Origin of the sequence: Mesorhizobium ciceri biovar biserrulae WSM1271 (assembly GCF_000185905.1) — a bacterium.
GTDB classification, from domain to species: Bacteria; Pseudomonadota; Alphaproteobacteria; order Rhizobiales; family Rhizobiaceae; genus Mesorhizobium; species Mesorhizobium ciceri.
This window is the reverse complement of sequence record NC_014923.1, coordinates 2,756,390-2,773,955: the sequence shown is the minus strand read 5'-3', so window position 1 is coordinate 2,773,955 and position 17,566 is coordinate 2,756,390. Positions and strand designations below refer to the sequence as shown.

15 protein-coding genes are annotated in these 17,566 nt (G+C 63.7%); 1 reads left to right on the top strand and 14 read right to left on the bottom strand.

Annotated features, from left to right (window positions below):
• Position 1 precedes the first annotated feature (1 nt).
• From MESCI_RS13295 to MESCI_RS13270, 6 genes are all read right to left on the bottom strand, one after another.
• Complete coding sequence (locus MESCI_RS13295; RefSeq protein WP_013530459.1) at positions 2-799, bottom strand: ABC transporter ATP-binding protein; 798 nt, start codon at positions 797-799, stop codon at positions 2-4.
• Positions 800-810: 11 nt separating this feature from the next.
• On the bottom strand, positions 811-1,701 hold the full coding sequence (gene ntrB / locus MESCI_RS13290) for a nitrate ABC transporter permease (protein ID WP_013530458.1): 891 nt from the start codon (positions 1,699-1,701) through the stop codon (positions 811-813).
• 65 nt (positions 1,702-1,766) lie between these two features.
• Positions 1,767-3,083: a CmpA/NrtA family ABC transporter substrate-binding protein gene (locus MESCI_RS13285; protein WP_013530457.1), complete on the bottom strand. Its 1,317-nt coding sequence runs from the start codon at positions 3,081-3,083 to the stop codon at positions 1,767-1,769.
• Between the two features lie 362 nt (positions 3,084-3,445).
• Positions 3,446-4,678, bottom strand: a complete 1,233-nt coding sequence (locus MESCI_RS13280; protein WP_164753461.1) for a CmpA/NrtA family ABC transporter substrate-binding protein — start codon at positions 4,676-4,678, stop codon at positions 3,446-3,448.
• A 2-nt stretch (positions 4,679-4,680) separates the two neighbouring features.
• Positions 4,681-5,283, bottom strand: coding sequence for an ANTAR domain-containing response regulator (locus MESCI_RS13275; protein ID WP_013530455.1), 603 nt, complete (start codon positions 5,281-5,283; stop codon positions 4,681-4,683).
• A gap of 83 nt (positions 5,284-5,366) precedes the next feature.
• Positions 5,367-7,436: an oxidoreductase gene (locus MESCI_RS13270; protein WP_013530454.1), complete on the bottom strand. Its 2,070-nt coding sequence runs from the start codon at positions 7,434-7,436 to the stop codon at positions 5,367-5,369.
• A 276-nt stretch (positions 7,437-7,712) separates the two neighbouring features.
• Between MESCI_RS13270 and argE the strand changes: the two genes are divergently transcribed.
• Positions 7,713-8,873: an acetylornithine deacetylase gene (argE, locus tag MESCI_RS13265; RefSeq protein WP_013530453.1), complete on the top strand. Its 1,161-nt coding sequence runs from the start codon at positions 7,713-7,715 to the stop codon at positions 8,871-8,873.
• A 7-nt stretch (positions 8,874-8,880) separates the two neighbouring features.
• Here argE and MESCI_RS13260 read toward each other — a convergent pair whose 3' ends face one another.
• The 8 genes from MESCI_RS13260 to MESCI_RS13225 form a co-directional block, all read right to left on the bottom strand.
• Positions 8,881-9,837: a LysR family transcriptional regulator gene (locus MESCI_RS13260; RefSeq protein WP_013530452.1), complete on the bottom strand. Its 957-nt coding sequence runs from the start codon at positions 9,835-9,837 to the stop codon at positions 8,881-8,883.
• A gap of 151 nt (positions 9,838-9,988) precedes the next feature.
• Positions 9,989-11,479 (bottom strand): aldehyde dehydrogenase, encoded by a 1,491-nt coding sequence (locus tag MESCI_RS13255; RefSeq protein WP_013530451.1) that lies wholly within the window; start codon positions 11,477-11,479, stop codon positions 9,989-9,991.
• A gap of 21 nt (positions 11,480-11,500) precedes the next feature.
• Complete coding sequence (locus MESCI_RS13250; RefSeq protein WP_013530450.1) at positions 11,501-12,175, bottom strand: DUF1028 domain-containing protein; 675 nt, start codon at positions 12,173-12,175, stop codon at positions 11,501-11,503.
• 5 nt (positions 12,176-12,180) lie between these two features.
• Complete coding sequence (locus MESCI_RS13245; protein WP_013530449.1) at positions 12,181-12,597, bottom strand: RidA family protein; 417 nt, start codon at positions 12,595-12,597, stop codon at positions 12,181-12,183.
• A 56-nt stretch (positions 12,598-12,653) separates the two neighbouring features.
• Positions 12,654-13,928 (bottom strand): flavin-containing monooxygenase, encoded by a 1,275-nt coding sequence (locus MESCI_RS13240; RefSeq protein ID WP_013530448.1) that lies wholly within the window; start codon positions 13,926-13,928, stop codon positions 12,654-12,656.
• Between the two features lie 153 nt (positions 13,929-14,081).
• Positions 14,082-15,686 carry a GMC family oxidoreductase gene (locus tag MESCI_RS13235; RefSeq protein ID WP_013530447.1) on the bottom strand — a complete coding sequence of 535 codons (1,605 nt, stop codon included), beginning with the start codon at positions 15,684-15,686 and terminating at the stop codon, positions 14,082-14,084.
• A 94-nt stretch (positions 15,687-15,780) separates the two neighbouring features.
• Positions 15,781-16,584, bottom strand: coding sequence for an ABC transporter ATP-binding protein (locus MESCI_RS13230; RefSeq protein ID WP_013530446.1), 804 nt, complete (start codon positions 16,582-16,584; stop codon positions 15,781-15,783).
• 13 nt (positions 16,585-16,597) lie between these two features.
• On the bottom strand, positions 16,598-17,464 hold the full coding sequence (locus MESCI_RS13225; RefSeq protein WP_013530445.1) for an ABC transporter permease: 867 nt from the start codon (positions 17,462-17,464) through the stop codon (positions 16,598-16,600).
• Positions 17,465-17,566 lie beyond the last annotated feature (102 nt).

Here is a 17,566-nt window from a genome sequence, read left to right as displayed (position 1 = left end):
GCTACTCCGCGGCTTCGACGAAGCGGTGGCGTTCGTAGAGGAACTTCAGAACCGCCTCGCGGCAGCGCAGGAAGGTCCGGTCGGAAGAGAGTTCGACGCGCCGGCGCGGCCGCGCCAGCGGCACGGCAAGCACTTCGCCGATGGTCGCCGCCGGGCCATTGGTCATCATGACGATGCGGTCGGAGAGCAGCACCGCCTCGTCGACGTCATGGGTGATCATGATCGTCGTTGAGCCGAGCCTGGAATGGATGTCCATCACCGCGTCCTGCAGATGGGCCCGCGTCAGCGCATCGAGCGCGCCGAACGGCTCGTCGAGCAGCAGGATCTTCGGCTCCATCGCCAGCGCCCGGGCGATGCCGACGCGCTGCTTCATGCCCCCGGAGATTTCCGCCGGGCGCTTGTCCTTGGCATGCGCCATCTGCACGAGGTCGAGATTGCGCATGATCCAGTCATGCCGCTCGACTTTGCTCTTCGAACGGCCGAAGACCTTCGACACCGCCAGGTTGATGTTTTCGTAGACGGTCAGCCACGGCAGCAGCGAGTGGTTCTGGAACACCACGGCGCGTTCCGGTCCAGGGCTGTCGACCTCCTTGTCCTCGAGCAGCACGGCGCCGGCCGACACCTTGGTCAGCCCGGCGATCAGATTGAGCAGGGTCGACTTGCCGCAGCCGGAATGGCCGATGATGGAGACGAATTCGCCCTTGTCGATGGTCAGCCTGATGTCCTTCAACACCTCGCTGACCTGGGCACCACGCGTGAAGGATTTGTCGATATGGTCGAGCTTCAGATAGGCCGTCATCGCCCCTCTCCTCACTTTGCCGTTGTGCCGCGGGTGACGAAGGCGCCGACCGCCGCGACCAGCCGGTCGAGGCAGAAGCCGGTGACGCCGATATAGGCGAGCGCGACGATGATGTCGGGCAGCCGCGACGAGTTCCACGCATCCCAGATGAAGAAGCCGATGCCGACGCCGCCAGTCAGCATTTCGGCGGCGACGATGGCGAGCCAGGACAGGCCGATGCCGATCCTCAAGCCGGTGAAGATGTAAGGCGCGGCGGCCGGCACCATGATCTTGACGAAGAATTCGAACTGGTTGAGCCGCAGGATGCGCGAGACGTTGCGGTAGTCCTCGGGAATGTTGCGCACGCCGACCGCGGTGTTGATGATGATTGGCCAGATCGAGGTGATGAAGATGACGAAGATCGCCGACGGGCTGGAATCACGGAACGCCGCCAGCGACAGCGGCAGCCAGGCCAGCGGCGGCACCGTGCGCAGGATCTGGAACACCGGGTCGAGGCCGCGCATCGCCCAGATCGACTGGCCGACCAGCGCACCGAGCGCGACGCCGACGACCGCCGCCAGGCCGAAGCCGACGGCGACGCGCTGCAGCGAGATCAGCACGCGCCAGGCCAGACCTATATCCTGCGGGCCATTGTCGAAGAACGGATGCGCTATCAGGTCGTAAGCCTCGTTCCACACCTGGGTCGGCGGCGGCAGGCTCGATGTCGGCGACGAACAGGCGATCTGCCAGACGACCAGCATCAGCGCGATGACGATGATGGGCGGCACCAGCGCGCTCGCCAGTTTGCCGGCGATGGCGAGCGGCTCGAAGCGGCGCCGTGCCTTGGCAGTGAAGGCGATGACCTCCGCCGGCTTGGCGGGAAAGGCCTTCACCTTGGTGTCCTCGATAGTCTGGATCGACATGTCTGGGGAAAACTCCTTGGGGCAGGTAGTGATCGCAAGCGGCGCATGCACCGCTTGCGATCAGGCTACGCCGATGCCTTGATCTTCAGGCTGTCGAGATAGGCGGACGGGTTGGCCGGATCGAAAATCTTGCCGTCGAAGAAGGTCTCGACGCCGCGCGACGACGACGCCGGAACGTCGGCTGCCGCGACGCCGAGATCCTTGGCCGCCTCGCGCCACAGATCCTCGCGGTTGACCTGGTCGACCAGCGCGTTGATGTCGGTGGTCGGCGCGAACTTGCCCCAGCGGATGTTCTCGGCAAGGAACCACGCATCATGGCTCTTGAACGGATAGGAGACGCCGCCCTTCCAGAACTTCATGGAGAGATCGGTGCCGTTGGCGACGCGGCCATTGCCATAGTTGATGTCGCCCTTGAGGCGGCCGATGATGTCGGCGACGGGCACGTTCATCCATTGCCGCTTGCCGATGATAGCGGCCATCTCGTCCTTGTTCTCGGTGGCCTCGCACCATTGCTGCGCTTCCATGACGGCCATCAGGATCGCCTTGGTGGCGTTCGGATATTTCTCGATGAATTCGGCGCGCAGGCCGAGCGCCTTTTCCGGATGGCCCTTCCACAATTCGCCTGTCGTGGCGGCGGTGAAGCCGACGCCCTGATGGACGAGTTGCTCGTTCCACGGCTCGCCGACGCAGAACACGTCCATATTGCCGACCTTCATGTTGGCCACCATCTGCGGCGGCGGCACGACGATGGTCGAGACGTCCTTGTCGGGATCGATGCCGCCGGCGGCCAGCCAATAGCGCAGCCACAGATCATGCGTACCGCCCGGGAAGGTCATGGCGGCCTTGATTTCCTTGCCGGTCGCCTTCTTGGCAGCGAACGCGTCTTTCAGCTTCGAGGCGTCGAGGCCGACACCGGTGCCGGCATATTCCTGGGCGACCGAAATGCCCTGGCAGTCGTAGTTGAGCCGAGCCACGATCGCCATCGGCATCGGCTGGTTGTTCTGCGTCACCTTGCCGGTGTGCATGAGGTAAGGCAGCGGTGTCAGGATATGAGCGCCGTCGATGCCGTTGGCCGCGCCGCCGAGCATCAGATTGTCGCGTGTCGCACCCCAGGAGGCCTGCTTGAGCACCTCGACATCGGGCATGCCGAACTTGGCGAACAGCCCCTTCTCCTTGGCGATCATCAGCGGGGCCGCATCGGTGAGGGCAATGAAGCCGAGCTTGGCGCCGGTGACCTCCGGAGTGGCGGTCGCGGCATAGGCGCCGGAAGGGAAGAGCTTGCGGGCCGCCACGAACAGGCCGGCCGTCATCGCGCTGCTGACCAGAAAATCGCGGCGCGTCATGTCTTTGAGGGTCGTTCCAGTCCTGATCCGTTTCGTCATCGTCGTCTCCGGTTGGGCGCGGCTTGAGATCCGCGTCGTCGATTGCGTGTTGATCAAAACAAAAAAGCCGCCAGCCAGGTCTTCGCGTCCGGGTGACCGGGAGCGCGCATGAACCTGAGCGGCAGCTTTGCCTGTGGCGCCCGCCATTGGACGCCTGTTCCGTGACCCGCAAAGGGCCTGTCTATTTCAAAGCAGGAACCGTGCCAGTTTTGAGAGAGGTGAAAAAGGCCAATGAAATCAGCAGCCTGCGCTGATCGCCGGCGCACTGAACCCTATGGCCGGAAGGCCAAAGATTGTTCATTAGGGCAATCGCGCGCACAATTTTTGTGCAATGCACAAGGATGGCGCGGAAATGATCAGGCCTAAATCTCGGCAAATTTCTGGCCGGTAATGTACGCATCGATCTCGTCAGGATCGAAGATCTGACCGTCGAAGAAACCGTCCGGACCGAGCACAAGGCCGGCGCCTGTCGCGCCGACCGCGGTGGCAATTTGGAGCGCACCCTCGACTTTCGAATTGGCGCCGGGAAGCGCGACGCCGAGCGGCTTCAGCGCCGAACGGTAGAGGTCGGGACGGTAGCAATCGCGGGCGATGGCGAGATTTTCAGGCGTGTGCGCCACGTGCCCCCAGCGCACCATCTGCGTGTAGAACCACAGCGCATGGCTCTTCCACGGAAAGTTCGCCGCCTTATCGAAGGGGAGGAAGAAGTCGTCGATGGTCCGCTCCGCACCGCCGCCCAGTTGGAGATGGCCGGTCAGGATCGGCATCTGCACGGTCGGCGGCAGGCCGAGGAAGCCGGCCTGCGCCATCACCCCGGCCAGTTCGCCATGGTTGGCCGGATCCTGGCACCAGCGCGCCGAGTGATGCAGCGCGCGCAGCAGCGCCGCCAAGGCCTCGGGGTTTTCGTCTGCCCAAGCCTTGCGCACGCCGATCACCTTCTCCGGGCTGTTGCGCCATATCCGCGCCTTGACGGTGACGATGTGGCCGGTGCCGGCGGCCACCGCAGCGCTGTTCCAGGGTTCGCCGACGCAGTAGCCGTCGATGCGGCCGGCGGCCAGCGCATCGGCCATGAAGGGCGGCGGCACGATGACGATCTCAATCTCTTGGCGCGGATCGATGCCGCAGGCGGCGAGCCAGTAGCGCAATTCGTAATTGTGCCCGGAATGCGGATGCACCACGGCAAAGCGCAGCGGATCGCCACCGGCCGCAGCGCGCTCGCGAATGAGCGCGCCAAGTGCGGCACCGGCGCGCGCCGGGTCTAGGTCGGCCTCGGCGCCGTGTGCCGCCATACCGGCCCAAACGGCATTGGAGATGGTGACGCAATTGCCGCCGAGGCCGAGCGAGAACGGCACGATGGTTTCCGAGGCCAGCGGCGTCAGCCCGAGATTGCAGGCGAGCGGCATCGGTCCCAGCATATGCGCGAGATGGAAGTGGCCGATGGCGATGCGGTCGCGGATGTTGGCCCAGGATGTCTCGCGGTGCAGCTTCAGATCGATGCCTTCTTGCGCGGCGAAGCCAAGTTCGCCCGCCGCGACCAGCACGGCGCTGTCGAAAAGCGGCATGAAGCCGGCGGTGATCTGGTGCTCGGCAGTCATGCTCATTCGTCCTCCGCCGGTCCCAGCAGCCCCGCGGCAGTCACCAAGCTTTGGGCGATGTCGCCGATCTTGCGGTTCTGGTTCATCGCCGTCTTGCGCAGCAGCGTGTAGGCGGCCTCTTCGGAGAGGCCGCGCGATTTCATCAGGATGCCCTTGGCGCGGTCGATCACCTTGCGGCTCTCGAGCTCGCCGCGAACCTCTTCCAGTTCGCGCGCCATGCGCGAAAAAGCGTTGAAGCGGCTGACCGCCATGTCGAGGATCGGCTTGACGCGCTCTTGCCGCAGACCGTCGACGACATAGGCCGAAACGCCGGCATCGACCGCCGCCTCGATCGAGGCCTGGTCGGAGCGGTCGACGAACATGGCGATCGGCCGTTTTACGGCACGCGACAGCTGGAACATGTTTTCCAGCATGTCGCGATTCGGGTTTTCGAGATCGATGACGATGACATCGGGCTCGATCTCGGCGATCCGCCGCGCAATGCCGGTCACATCATGGATGACAGTGACCCGCTCATGGCCGGCCTCGCGCAACCCCGCCTCGATGATCGCGGCGCGGATGCGGTTTTCATCGATCACCAGGACGGCGAGTGCGGTTCGAACCATGCCTGCATTGTGACCAAGCGAAGGAATTGTGCAATGCGGTATGGTTGAACAATCCGATATTCGCTGACCGCGCCGCAGGCGCCCTATTCCGCGGCCAACGCCGTGACCTCGCGGCGGAAGGGCAGTGCGTCGCCGACATCGGCTTCATCCAGCTCGCGCGCGAAGCGGTGGCCGGCATAGGTTGCCCAGGCGATCGGACCCGGCGCCTCGGCGTCGCCGATGATTTTGACCGAGCGGATGCCGCTATCGGCCCATTCGTACCGCCGCGCCTTCAATTCCTGCCAGACACTATCGTCCTGGTGGCGTGACGTGACCAGCACCACGGCGTCCGCGGCGATGTCAAATTGGCTGCCCGTATAGGCGCACGCCGTGATAACACCGCCCGGCACGATGCGCGTCACAGTCCGGTTCAGCACGATCTCGACGCCGAGTTCGGCCAGCCGGCGATGGATGGCGCCCTGCTCCAGCGTGTTGCGGGTCCAGTCGGATACATAGGCCGACGGCGTCACCAGCGTCACCTTCGCGCCCTGGCGCGCCATCAGCTCGGCCAGAACGCCACCCATGTAGTAGTGGTCGTCGTCGAACAGCACGACACTGCCGGTCGGCACAGTGCCGGCCATCAGATCGTCCGGCGTGTAGACCGGCATGGCCGGGTCGATCGGCATCGGCACGACATGCGCGCGCGCCACGCCGTCTCGGCGCCATGTCGAGCCGGTGGCAAGCGCAATGTTCTGAAAGCCGAAGTCCAGTATCTCCTGCGCCGACAATCGGCTTTCGAAATAGACGTCGACATTGGACATCTGGCTGATCTGGTACTGGCGGTAGTCGCGCACGCGTCCCCATGCCGAGAGACCAGGCAAGCGGCACTCGCGCGCCACGCGGCCGCCGAGTTCGGTGCCGGCTTCGGCGATGGCCACCTGATAGCCGCGCAGGCCGAGCGCACGCGCCGCCTCCAGCCCGGCCGGGCCGGCGCCGACGATCAGCACGCTGTCGCTATCACCCTTGGCCTGCATGCGTTCGGGATGCCAGCCCTTGCGCCATTCCTCCATGAAGGTCGGGTTCTGCGTGCAGCGCGAGATCGACATGGTCATGTCGCCGGTGATGCAGATGTTGCAGCCGATGCATTCGCGAATGTCCTCGATGCGCCCCTCCTCCACCTTCTTCGGCAGGAAGGGATCGGCAATCGATGGGCGCGCGCAGCCGATGAAATCCAGCGTGCCGGACTTGATCATCTTCACCATCACATCCGGCGAGGTGAAGCGACCGACGCCTACGACCGGCTTCGAGGTCAGTTTCTTGATGCCGGACACCAGGCTCTCCTGCGCGCCCTCCTCCTTGAACCGCGACGGCCCGGAGCAGTCCTCCCAGGCGCCATGCGCCAGGTCCCAGAGATCGGGCAGATCGGCATGCATCTCGATCATGTCGCGCACTTCGGAATTGGCAAAGCCGAGTTCACCGATCATCTCGTCCAGCGACAGCCGCAGCGTCAGGCCGCACGTGTCGCCGATAGCGTCCCTGCCCTCTTCGATCAGCTCACGCATCAGCCGGGAGCGGTTCTCCAGCGAGCCGCCATATTCGTCGCTGCGCTGGTTGGTGGCCGTGGACAGGAAGTGCTGGATGATGCCGAAGCCATGCGCGCCGTAGAGGCACACCAAATCGAAGCCCGCGAGCCTCGCCCGTTTGAAGGCATTGCGATGCCAGCGGCGCAGGTCGCGAATATCCTGCTTGTCCATGGCGCGCGCCTGCACCGGATCGTTGGTGAAGGTGCGGATCGGCAGGGCCGACGGCCCGCGCGGCACTTCCTTGGTGTAGAGGTTCGGCCCGTTGATGCCTGAGTAGGCCAGCTGGATGCCGGCCAGCGCGCCATGCTGGTGCATTGCCTTGGCCATCTTCGCCAGCGCCGGAATATCGGCATCGTCCCACAGCCTGAGCTCGATGAAGGGCGTGATCTCCGATGTGTGGTGCATCTCGGTTTGCTCGGTGAAGATGACGCCCCAGCCGCCTTCCGACTTGATGCGGCGCATCTCGGCCGCGGCCGAAGGGTCGCGATAGCCGCCGCCATTGCAATGCGGCACCTGATAGAAGCGGTTCTTGGCGGTCACCGGACCGATCTTCACGGGCTCAAACAGAATATCATAGCGCGGATTGCGCATGGAACGTGCCTTCCTGCCAGCGTCGCCCTGCAGCACGCCCGATCATGGTTTCGAGGCGTGACGCAAGCCGGCCAGCCCAGTGGGTTGATGCCGTGAGACCATTCATAAGTTGCGGCAAGCGCCGGAAAACAACAGATTTCTTCTGTGCCGGTTAGGCCGCGCCTAATCGCACACATCCGGATTAGCATCCGCTGAATCCCGACTGAGCCAAATGCGACTTCAAGGCCCCGGCCACGCGATGCTAGAAGTACCGACGGCCAATGAGGCACAAGACGCATGGACAGCACCCAGATCCTTGAAAAGCTGCTCGCATTCCCGACGGTGAGCCGCGACTCGAACCTCGCCCTCGTCAACTACGTGGCGGACCTGCTAGACGCGCACGGCACTGCCAGCCAGATCATCCACAGCGAGGACGGCCACAAGGCCAACCTCTTTGCCACCATCGGACCGACTGATGCTTCCGGCATCATGCTGTCCGGTCACACCGACGTCGTTCCCGTCGACGGCCAGGCCTGGACGCTGCCGCCCTTCGAGATGACGAACCGTGACGGCAAGCTTTACGGACGCGGCGCGGCCGACATGAAGGGTTTTGTGGCCTGCGCGCTCGCCGCGTGCCTCAAGGCCGCGAAAATGACGCTGAAGACGCCTCTGCACCTGGCACTCTCCTACGACGAGGAGATCGGCTGCATCGGTGTGCGCAGCCTGGTCGACATGCTGCAAGCGGCCCCGCATCGGCCGCTGCTATGCATTGTCGGCGAGCCGACCGATATGCAGGTGGCGACGGGGCACAAGGGCAAGCTTGCCGCACGCGCGCTTTGCAAGGGGCGCGAAGGCCATTCGGCGCTGGCCCCGCTGGCGCTCAACGCCATCCATCTCGGCTGCGACTTCGTCGCCGCCTTGCGCCGCGAACAGGACCGGCTGGTGCGCGATGGCGCCCGCGACGGCGACTACGACATATCATACACGACCGTCCATGTCGGCAAGATCAACGCCGGCGTGGCGCTGAACATCGTGCCGAACCTTTGCCAGGTCGACTTCGAGATCCGCAATGTCGCGGCCGACGACCCGCACGAGATTCTCGACCGCCTGCGCAAGGAGGCTGCTCATATTGCTTCCGAAGCCTCGACTATCGCGCCCGAGGCAGCAATCGACATCGACATCACCAACACCTATCCCGGCCTGGACACGCCAGCCAGTTCGCAAGCCGTCGCCTTCGTCAAATCGCTGACCGGCGCCAACAATACCATCAAGATGGCCTTCGGCACGGAAGGCGGCCTGTTCAGCCGCGATCTCGGCACGCCGACGGTCGTGTGCGGACCGGGGTCGATGGCGCAAGGGCACAAGCCGGACGAATTCGTCAGCGTCGAGCAGATGCGCCGCTGCGACGACATGCTGGAAAAATTGCTTAAGCGGCTTGCCGACCAGCAACTGCCGTAACCGGGCGCTACTTCTGCGGAAGCGCTGCCTGGCCGACGGCCCGCTCGGCGCCGAACACACCTTGCTCGACGACAAAATGCCGGCAGTGGTCGATGAACGCCTGGGCGGATTGCGTACGATGTTCGGAATTGGGCAAGGCGACGCCCATGGTCAGCGGCCGGAGGTCACCGTCCAAGGGCACGAAGACCAGCGGCTTGCCGTCCGGCGCCAGCGTGTTGAGCGGCCGCATGTTGGCGATGCCGTAGCCGAAGCCGTTGGCCACCATGGAGCGCATGACCGCAATGTCGCCGGTGCGCTCGGCAATATTGGGCCGGATCCCTCGCTGGTGGAATGCCGACAGGAAATATTCGCGGCTGTACGGCAGGTCGAGCAGCACCATCGGCTCGTCGGCCAGTTCCTCCGTCGTGATCGACGCCTTGGTCGCGAAACGATGGCCCGCCGGCAGCATGACATAGGCCGGCACCAGCATCAGCGGCTCGAAGGTCATATCCTGCGACAGTTCGAGATCGTAGGTCAGGGCAAGGTCGATTTCACCGCGCTGCAGCATCTCAAGCAATTGCCCCTGATTGCGCTCGAACTGGCGCACGCGCACATCGGGATAAGCGCGCTCGAACCGCATGCGCAGCGCCGGCAGCACGATCTGCGCAAAGGTCAGCAGGCATCCCACCGCCAGCGGGCCGCGCACCTTCTCGGCAAAATCGCCGGCGACGTCATGCAAGGCATCGGCATCATTGAGCAGCCGGGCGGCTTCCTTGAGGAAGATGCGGCCACCGGCGGTGAGCGAGAGGCCGTGCGAATGCTTGCGGACAAAAAGCTGGACACCGAACTCGGTTTCCAGCTGCGCGATCGAGGCCGAAATCGATGGCGGCGACACATTGACCTGCTCGGCCGCCTTGGCGATGGAGCCGGCTTCGCCCACGGCAACGAAATATTCCAGCTGTCTGAGCGTGAAGCGTAGCGGCATGGCTGGCTATGTTGCCGGTTTGAGGGCTTCGATCAAGCCTAATGCATGTCGCGCAAAAGTGGCCCCGGTTTTGCGCAAACGACATGCATGGAGCAAAGGCCTAAAGCGCATCACTTGAATCCGTTCGATCGCGATGCGCTTTAGGCGCCCATCAGTATTTGATCCATGTCGTTTTGAGCGCGGTGTACTTGTCGAGCGCATGCAGCGACAGGTCGCGGCCGAAGCCGGATTGCTTGAAACCACCGAACGGCGTCATCGGGCTCAGAGCGTCGACCGTGTTGACGGAAACCGTGCCGGCCTGCAGCCGCCCGGCGATGCGGTGCGCGCGCGACAGGCTGTCGGTCCACAGCGATGCGGCGAGCCCGTAGGGGCTGTCATTAGCGATGCGGATCGCGTCGGCCTCGTCATCGAAGGCAATGACCGAAAGCACCGGCCCGAAGATCTCGTCGCGGGCAATCGGATCGGCAGGCGCGACATCGTCGAAAATGGTGGGCTGGACAAAGCTGCCGCGCCCATTGACCGTGACCATGTCGCCGCCCGCGACCAGGCGCGCGGTCTTTTTACCGGCCTCGACGAAGCGCATGACATTGGCGGCGTGGCGACTATCGACCATCGCGCCCATTTTCGAAATCGGATCGAGCGGATCGCCGGGCTGCGTGGCCGCCGCACGCTGCACCAGTTTCTCCACCAGGGCATCCTTGATGCCGCGCTGGACGAGCAGGCGTGAATTGGCGGAACAGACCTCGCCCTGGTTGAAGAAGATGCCGAAGGCCGCCATATCGGCCACCACATCGAGATCCCCGCAGTCGGCAAAGACGAGGTTGGGGCTCTTGCCGCCGGTCTCCAGCCAGACCTGCTTCATGTTCGACTGCCCGGAATATTGCAGGAACATCTTGCCCACCGCGGTCGAACCGGTGAAGGCGAGGCAATCCACATCCATATGGCGGCCAAGCGCCTGGCCGGCGGTTTCGCCAAGGCCGGGCACGACATTGAGCACGCCGGCAGGCAGGCCCGCCTCCATCGCCAGCTCCGCCAGGAGCAGGGCCGACAGAGGCGACTGCTCGGCGGGTTTCAGCACCACCGAATTGCCCGCCGCCAGCGCCGGTGCGCATTTCCAGGTTGCCATGTCGAGCGGGAAGTTCCACGGCACCACCGCGCCGACCACGCCAAGCGGCTCGCGCCGCACCAGCACCAGATCGCCTTCGCCGGTCGGCGCCACCTCGCCATAGATCTTGTCGATGGCCTCGCCATACCATTGGAAGATCGCCGCCGAACCGGGGACGTCGACCGAGGCCGCATCCCTGACCAGTTTGCCCATGTCCAGCGATTCAAGCAGGGCCAGTTCATGCAGGTTGTCGCGCAGCAGCTGCGCCAGCCGCAGCAACACCTCCTTGCGGTGCGCCGGGCTGGTGCGCGACCAGACGCCGGCGTTGAAGCTGCGCCTAGCGGCGGCAACCGCCAGATCGATGTCTTCCTCGCCGCAGGACGCCACTTCGGCCAGCACCTCGCCGGTTGCCGGATTGACGCTGGCAAAGGTCCGGCCCGAACGCGCAGCGACCGTCTTGCCGTCGATGAACGCCTTGTCACGAAAACGGATCGCGGACGCCTTGCCGATCCAGTCCTTGTGGCTGAGTTCACTCATCGCAGGTGACCCCTGTCTTGACTATTCGTCGCCCGGCACGCCGTAGCTCGGCGCATCGGATGGGTTGATCGCGCGGGTCACATAGGCATCGAGCTGTGGCTTGTAGAGTTGCCACAGCGCCGCCAGTTGCTCGATAGGACAATCGTCGGTCCAGTCGCAGCGCAGGTCGGCGACCGGCCACGCCACCTCACGCACCAGCTTCATGCCGGCGGAATGGACAGGGCCAGCCTCGCCGCCGGCTGTCAGCGCCGCGCGCATAGTCGCGATGAGGCGGTCGCCGAGATGCCCCTCCGACGCCAGGAAGGCCTCGACCATCGCTTGCGGCACGCCATCATGGGCCAGCATGTTGCCGCCGCAGGCGACATTGTCAGCTCGCGCCTCCGCCCAGATGCCAAGAGCTTTGGGACCCGAATGGATCGCGGTCGCTCCAGCGGCGTCGACAGCCAGCACCTGCCGGTATTCGGGATAGGCACCGGTGCGCTTCAATATGGCAATAGCCTCCGCCGCGGACGCGCCGCGCGCCAGCAATTCGAGACCGCGCAGTCCAAGCGTAGGATCGGTGACGTTCTGGCTGGCAATGGCCCCGGCGCCCGCCTGCGCATAGGCGCAGCGCGCCGCAACAGCAGGCGACGAGGAGGACACCGCGACCCCGAACATGCCGGTGCGGCCGCACCGCGCGACAATGGAAAAGGTCATCGCAATCAGTCCGGAATGACGGCGGTGCCGTCGATCTCGACCAGCCAGTCCGGCCGCGCCAGGGCCTGCACGACAAGGCCGGTCGAGACGGGATGCACGCCTCTGATATACTCGCCCATGGTACGGTAGACCGCCTCACGATGGCGCACATCGGTGATGTAGACCACCACCTTGACCAGGTGCTCCATGGTGCCGCCGCACTCCTCGATCAGCTGGCGGATGTTCTGCATGACCTTGTGTGTCTGCTCGACCGGATCATGGCTGTCGATGTTCTTGGCCGTGTCGAGGTCCTGCGGACATTGGCCGCGCAGATAGACGGTCCTGCCGCCCCGCGTAACGACCGCCTGGCACAGATCATTGTCGAGCTTCTGCTCGGGATAAGTGTCCTTGGTGTTGAACTTTCGAATTCTTGTATGCGCCATCTTGGTCTCCGTCGGATCAGGCTCGAGGTCGGGGCATCCCGTTTGAGGTGCCGTGTCTATGCCACCTTGGTCTCGCGCTTCGCGGACGCATGGTAGGCCAGGTATTTGCGGTGCGTGGAAATATGGTCGGCCACATGCTGCGCGTCGTGCCAGACGCCCCAGATGAAGCTCGACCCCCTGCGCGATTGCCAAGGCAGTCCGAGGAAATAGATGCCGGGCTCGGTCGACACACCGCGCTGGTGCTTCGGCTTGCCCCTTTCGTCGAACACATCGACCTTCAGCCAGTTGTAGTCGACGGTGAATCCCGTCGCCCAGATGATCGAACCTATCCCGGCTTCCGACAGGTTCAGCTCGAGAATGGGATCGGTCATGCATTGCGGGTCCGGGCCGATCTTGCGGGCCTCGGGCTCCGGGGGAAGGTCGAGGCCGTTGCGGGCGACATAGGCATCTGCCTCGTCCAGAACCGACATGTAATTCGCATCGCCGCGCGCGATATTCTTGGCCAGATCGGGTGCGAAGGTCATCACACCGTGCCTGTAGGATTCGGTCCGGCCAACCAGCGTCATCCCTTGCGCGGCAAGGCGCCGGAAGTCGATCGTCTGGCCGCCACGCGCGCCGCTGACCGCGATGGTGACATGTTCGGTGCCGGGCGCAGGCGCCTGCGCGTCCCACTTGCCCAAAACCCCCAGCCACCAGCAGAAGTCACGTTCGCGATAGGCCCGCGGCGGCCGATCGTGCGGCCCGACCGAGAGATAAACCCGCCGTCCCGCACGCTGGAGCTCGTCGGCGATCTGCACCCCCGAAGACCCGGAGCCGACCACCAGCACCGCGCCTTTGGGTAGTTGGCCGGGATTGCGATAGGCGCTGGAATGTATCTGCATAGGTCCGGCGTCCCCGGGAATGACGGCCGGGATGACCGGATGCTGGAAAGCGCCGGTGGCGGCAACCACGCTCCTGGCTTCGATCACGCCATCCGAGGTTTCGATCCGGAAGCCGGGACGGCCGACAAGCCTTTCCACTTTCCTGACCTCCACGCCGCAGCGGATGGGGGCAGCGATCATGTCGGCGTAAGCGACAAAATAGTCGGCGACCTTCTCCTTGCCGATAAAGGCATCCGGACCGGCATTGGGAAATTCCATGCCGGGAAAACGGTCATGCCAGGCGGGACCATTGGCAACCAGCGAGTCCCATCTTTCGCTACGCCAGCGTTCGGCGATGCGGTCCCGCTCCAGCACGAGATGGGGCACGCCGCACTTGCTCAGATGCTCGCTCATCGCCAGCCCCGCCTGGCCGCCGCCAACAACAAGCGTGTCTACTGTTTCGACTGGCATTCAGCGGCCCTTTCTGGCTCTCCCCGAGAGTTTCTGCGCATGCGGCGGAGGTCTGATCGTTGGTTTACTGGAGGGACCGGGCAGCGAAAATTACGATTTCATGTGGCAGTGGTTAGCTTGTTCCTAAATGCTGAATTGGCCGCGCGCAGACGGCTACGCCAGTATTGCCATAGCCGCCTTTTCGCCAATCATCATGGATGGCGCATTGGTGTTGCCACCGATCAATGTCGGCATGACGGAGGCATCAGCGACGCGCAGATTGTCGAAACCGCGCACCTTGAGACCGGCGGGATCAACCACCGCCATGGCGTCGTTGCCCATCCTGGCCGTGCCAACCGGATGATAGACTGTGAGAGCCTCGGCACGCAGATAGGCGAGAATCTCGTCATCGGTGTTCACGTCGGGCCCAGGCAGGATTTCCGGTCCGCGGATGCCGCCGAAAACCGGCGAAGCCAGGATCGAACGCGCGACCTTTATGCCCTCGACGAGGGTCAGGGCATCCTGTTCGTCACTGAAGAAGCGATGGTCTATGAGCATATTGCGGCGGGTGCCGTCGCGTTGAAGCGTGATTTCGCCGACGCTCCCGGGTCTCAACACACAGGTGTGCACGGCATAGCCGTGGCCATATTCGACGAGCCGACCGCGATGGCTGCGATAGCCCGGCACGAAGTGGAACTGAATGTCGGGTATGCTCCCGGCATACTTCGTCCTGGCAAAGCCGCCGGCTTCGACATAGTTGGTCGTCAGCATGCCTTTGCGCCGGGCGAAATACTGGAACGGCGCCGCCAGCATCGCCGGAAGATTGGCAAGTGAAAGGCCGAGCGTCTTGCGGCTGTTCGATCGCACCGTGATCATGCCATCGACATGGTCGCGCAAGTTCTTACCGACGCCTGGCAGGTTCGCGACCGGTTCAATCCCCGCTGCTTTCAGCTCCCCGGCCGGGCCGACGCCGGAAGCAAGCAGAATGCGCGGCGATCCGATCGCACCCGCGCTGAGGACGACCTCCGCTCGGCACCCCAACCGTTGGGTTGCGCCTTCCCTGATCACGTTGACGCCGGTGACGCGCTCGCGTTCAATCGCCAGATCAAGAACCTCGACGCCTGACAATATCCGCAGATTCGAGCGGCCGAGAACCGGCCGGACAAAGGCGCTGTAGGCCGAGAAGCGCTCGCCTCTGTTCTGGGTCACGTTGTAGATGCCGAGGCCGAGTTGGCCACCGGCATTGAAGTCGCGGTTCTCGGGCAGGCCTACGCCCCTGCCCGCCTCAACCCACAGGCTGGATACCACGTTGGGATCGCGCGGATTGTCGACCAGCAATTCGCCGTCGAATCCGTGATAGGCGGGGCTCTGCAACAGGCAGTTCCGCTCCAATTTCTTGAAGACCGGCAGGACATCGGCATAGGACCACCCGGCGCAGCCAAGCGCTGCCCATTCATCGTAGTCCTGCGCGGCGCCACGAATATAGACCATCGAGTTGATCGAACTCGACCCGCCAAGAACCTTGCCCCGGTTGACGGGTATGCGGCGGTTGTTGAGCAGCGGCTGCGGCACGCCCTTGTAGCCGTAGTCGAAGTTCGGATTGCCGTAGAGCGAGAGAATGCCGGCCGGCACGCGCACCCTGGTGCGGTCGTCGCTGCCGCCCGCCTCGATCAGGCACACACGAACTGCCGGGTCTGCGCTCAGCCTGTTTGCCAAGACACAGCCGGCCGAGCCCGCGCCAATGACGATATAGTCAAATTCCGCCGCCTCGATGCTCATGCCTTGCCCGTTTCGTGATCCATACCGAGACTGCTGATGTCTGTTTCATGCATGTCGTCCGCCCAAAACCGAGGTCACTTTTGGGCGACATGCATTAGTGCTCGTCGTCTTCGTCGTTCTTCAGGAGCTCGAGGATCTCCCGCTTCATGGCGATGAAGTTCGGCTCCATGACCAGATCCATGCTGCGTGGACGCGGGAGGCCCACGCGGATTTCCTTCTTGATCTGACCGGGCCGGCCGGACATGACGAGCACCCTGTCCGCCAGCAGGATCGCTTCGTCGATGTCATGGGTAACGAACAGGACCGTCTTCTTGGAATGATCCCAGATCCTCAGCAGAAGCTTCTGCATGCTGTGACGGGTTTGGCTGTCGAGCGCTCCAAAAGGCTCATCCATCAGCAGCACGTCCGGATCATTGGCGAGCGCGCGCGCAATCGCAACGCGCTGCTTCATGCCGCCCGACAGCTGAGACGGGTAATGGTTGGCGAACTTTGCCAGACCGACCTCGTGGAGAAAATGCTCGACAATGACCCTGCGCTCGGCCGGCGCAATGCCCTTTCGCTTCGGGCCATATTCGACGTTCTGCGCCACCGTAAGCCAGGGAAACAGCGTATATGCCTGAAACACCATGCCGCGATCCGGGCCCGGCTCGGTAACAGGCTTGCCGCCGACTACGATCATGCCGCCGGTGCGCTCCTCAAGACCGGCGACGAGATAAAGCAGGCTCGACTTGCCGCAGCCGGATGGGCCGACGATCACACAGAATTCGTTGGGCACGACGTGAAAGGAAATGCCATCCAGCGCCAGCACCGCATTGTCACCCTTGCCGTAGCGCAGGACCACATTGTCGATGCCTATGTCGGAACTCTTTGGTTTCGTCGTAAGATTCAGGGCGTCCATGTGTGCGTGTTCCTCAATTGGCCCAGGGAGCGACGAGGCGGCGGATGCCCCGGAACAATTGGTCGGTGCAAAGACCAAGGATGCCGATCATGGCGATGGCCATGAAGATCACGTCGACCTGAAAGCCGCGCATGGCTTTGAGCGAGATGTAGCCAAGTCCGCTGCGGGCGGCGACGAGTTCGGCCACGACGAGATAGGTCCAGGCCCAGCCCATGGTGACGCGCAGCACATCCAGCACGCTCGGAAGCGTGGCCGGAAAGACGATGTGGAAGACCGTGTCGCCTCGTTTCGTGCCGAGCGTATAGGCTGCGTTGACAAGGTCGCGCTGGACGCTGCGAGCGCTGTCGGCGATCATGACGAGCTGCTGGAAGAAGACGCCGAAGACGATGACGGCAACGCGCTGCTCGATGCCGATGCCGATCCACAGGATGAAAAGCGGCACGAAGGACGTCACCGGCAGATAGCGTATGAAATTGACCAACGGTTCGAGAACGGCCTGGACGATGCGATAGGTGCCCATCGTCAATCCAAGCGGCACCGCAACGATGCTCGAAAGGACGAAGCCGATCAACACCACCTGGACGCTGGCGAAAACATGCTCCCACAACGACCCGTCAAGCGCCATGCTGATGGTGGTGGACAACACGGATTCGGGGCGAGGCAGGAACATTTCCTTGACCGCTCCGGAATAGGTCAGCGCGAACCAGCCGCCGATGACGGCGATCCAGACCATGAAGCCGAGCGTAATGGAGAGAGAGCGCGGCACAGCCCGAAACGGTGTGGCGATGACTTTCAGGACGGATCGACCGGCCTGACCTTCTTCAACTCTCGCGGTCACGCCATTGCCGACCAGAGAGCTCGTGTTCGGTGCTAGTGTCACGGGATACCCTTTTGGGCCGCTTGGACCGGAGGCGCGAGGTCCGCCTCCGGTTCAGCCAAATCACTTTGCAACGTCAAATTACTTCGCAGGCCAAGCTACTTT

Coding starts and splice junctions, on each gene's coding strand:
- MESCI_RS13295 (WP_013530459.1), bottom strand. CDS start 799: ATGACGGCCTATCTGAAGCTCGACCATATCGACAAATCCTTCACGCGT.
- ntrB (WP_013530458.1), bottom strand. CDS start 1,701: ATGTCGATCCAGACTATCGAGGACACCAAGGTGAAGGCCTTTCCCGCC.
- MESCI_RS13285 (WP_013530457.1), bottom strand. CDS start 3,083: ATGACGAAACGGATCAGGACTGGAACGACCCTCAAAGACATGACGCGC.
- MESCI_RS13280 (WP_164753461.1), bottom strand. CDS start 4,678: ATGACTGCCGAGCACCAGATCACCGCCGGCTTCATGCCGCTTTTCGAC.
- MESCI_RS13275 (WP_013530455.1), bottom strand. CDS start 5,283: ATGGTTCGAACCGCACTCGCCGTCCTGGTGATCGATGAAAACCGCATC.
- MESCI_RS13270 (WP_013530454.1), bottom strand. CDS start 7,436: ATGCGCAATCCGCGCTATGATATTCTGTTTGAGCCCGTGAAGATCGGT.
- argE (WP_013530453.1), top strand. CDS start 7,713: ATGGACAGCACCCAGATCCTTGAAAAGCTGCTCGCATTCCCGACGGTG.
- MESCI_RS13260 (WP_013530452.1), bottom strand. CDS start 9,837: ATGCCGCTACGCTTCACGCTCAGACAGCTGGAATATTTCGTTGCCGTG.
- MESCI_RS13255 (WP_013530451.1), bottom strand. CDS start 11,479: ATGAGTGAACTCAGCCACAAGGACTGGATCGGCAAGGCGTCCGCGATC.
- MESCI_RS13250 (WP_013530450.1), bottom strand. CDS start 12,175: ATGACCTTTTCCATTGTCGCGCGGTGCGGCCGCACCGGCATGTTCGGG.
- MESCI_RS13245 (WP_013530449.1), bottom strand. CDS start 12,597: ATGGCGCATACAAGAATTCGAAAGTTCAACACCAAGGACACTTATCCC.
- MESCI_RS13240 (WP_013530448.1), bottom strand. CDS start 13,928: ATGCCAGTCGAAACAGTAGACACGCTTGTTGTTGGCGGCGGCCAGGCG.
- MESCI_RS13235 (WP_013530447.1), bottom strand. CDS start 15,686: ATGAGCATCGAGGCGGCGGAATTTGACTATATCGTCATTGGCGCGGGC.
- MESCI_RS13230 (WP_013530446.1), bottom strand. CDS start 16,584: ATGGACGCCCTGAATCTTACGACGAAACCAAAGAGTTCCGACATAGGC.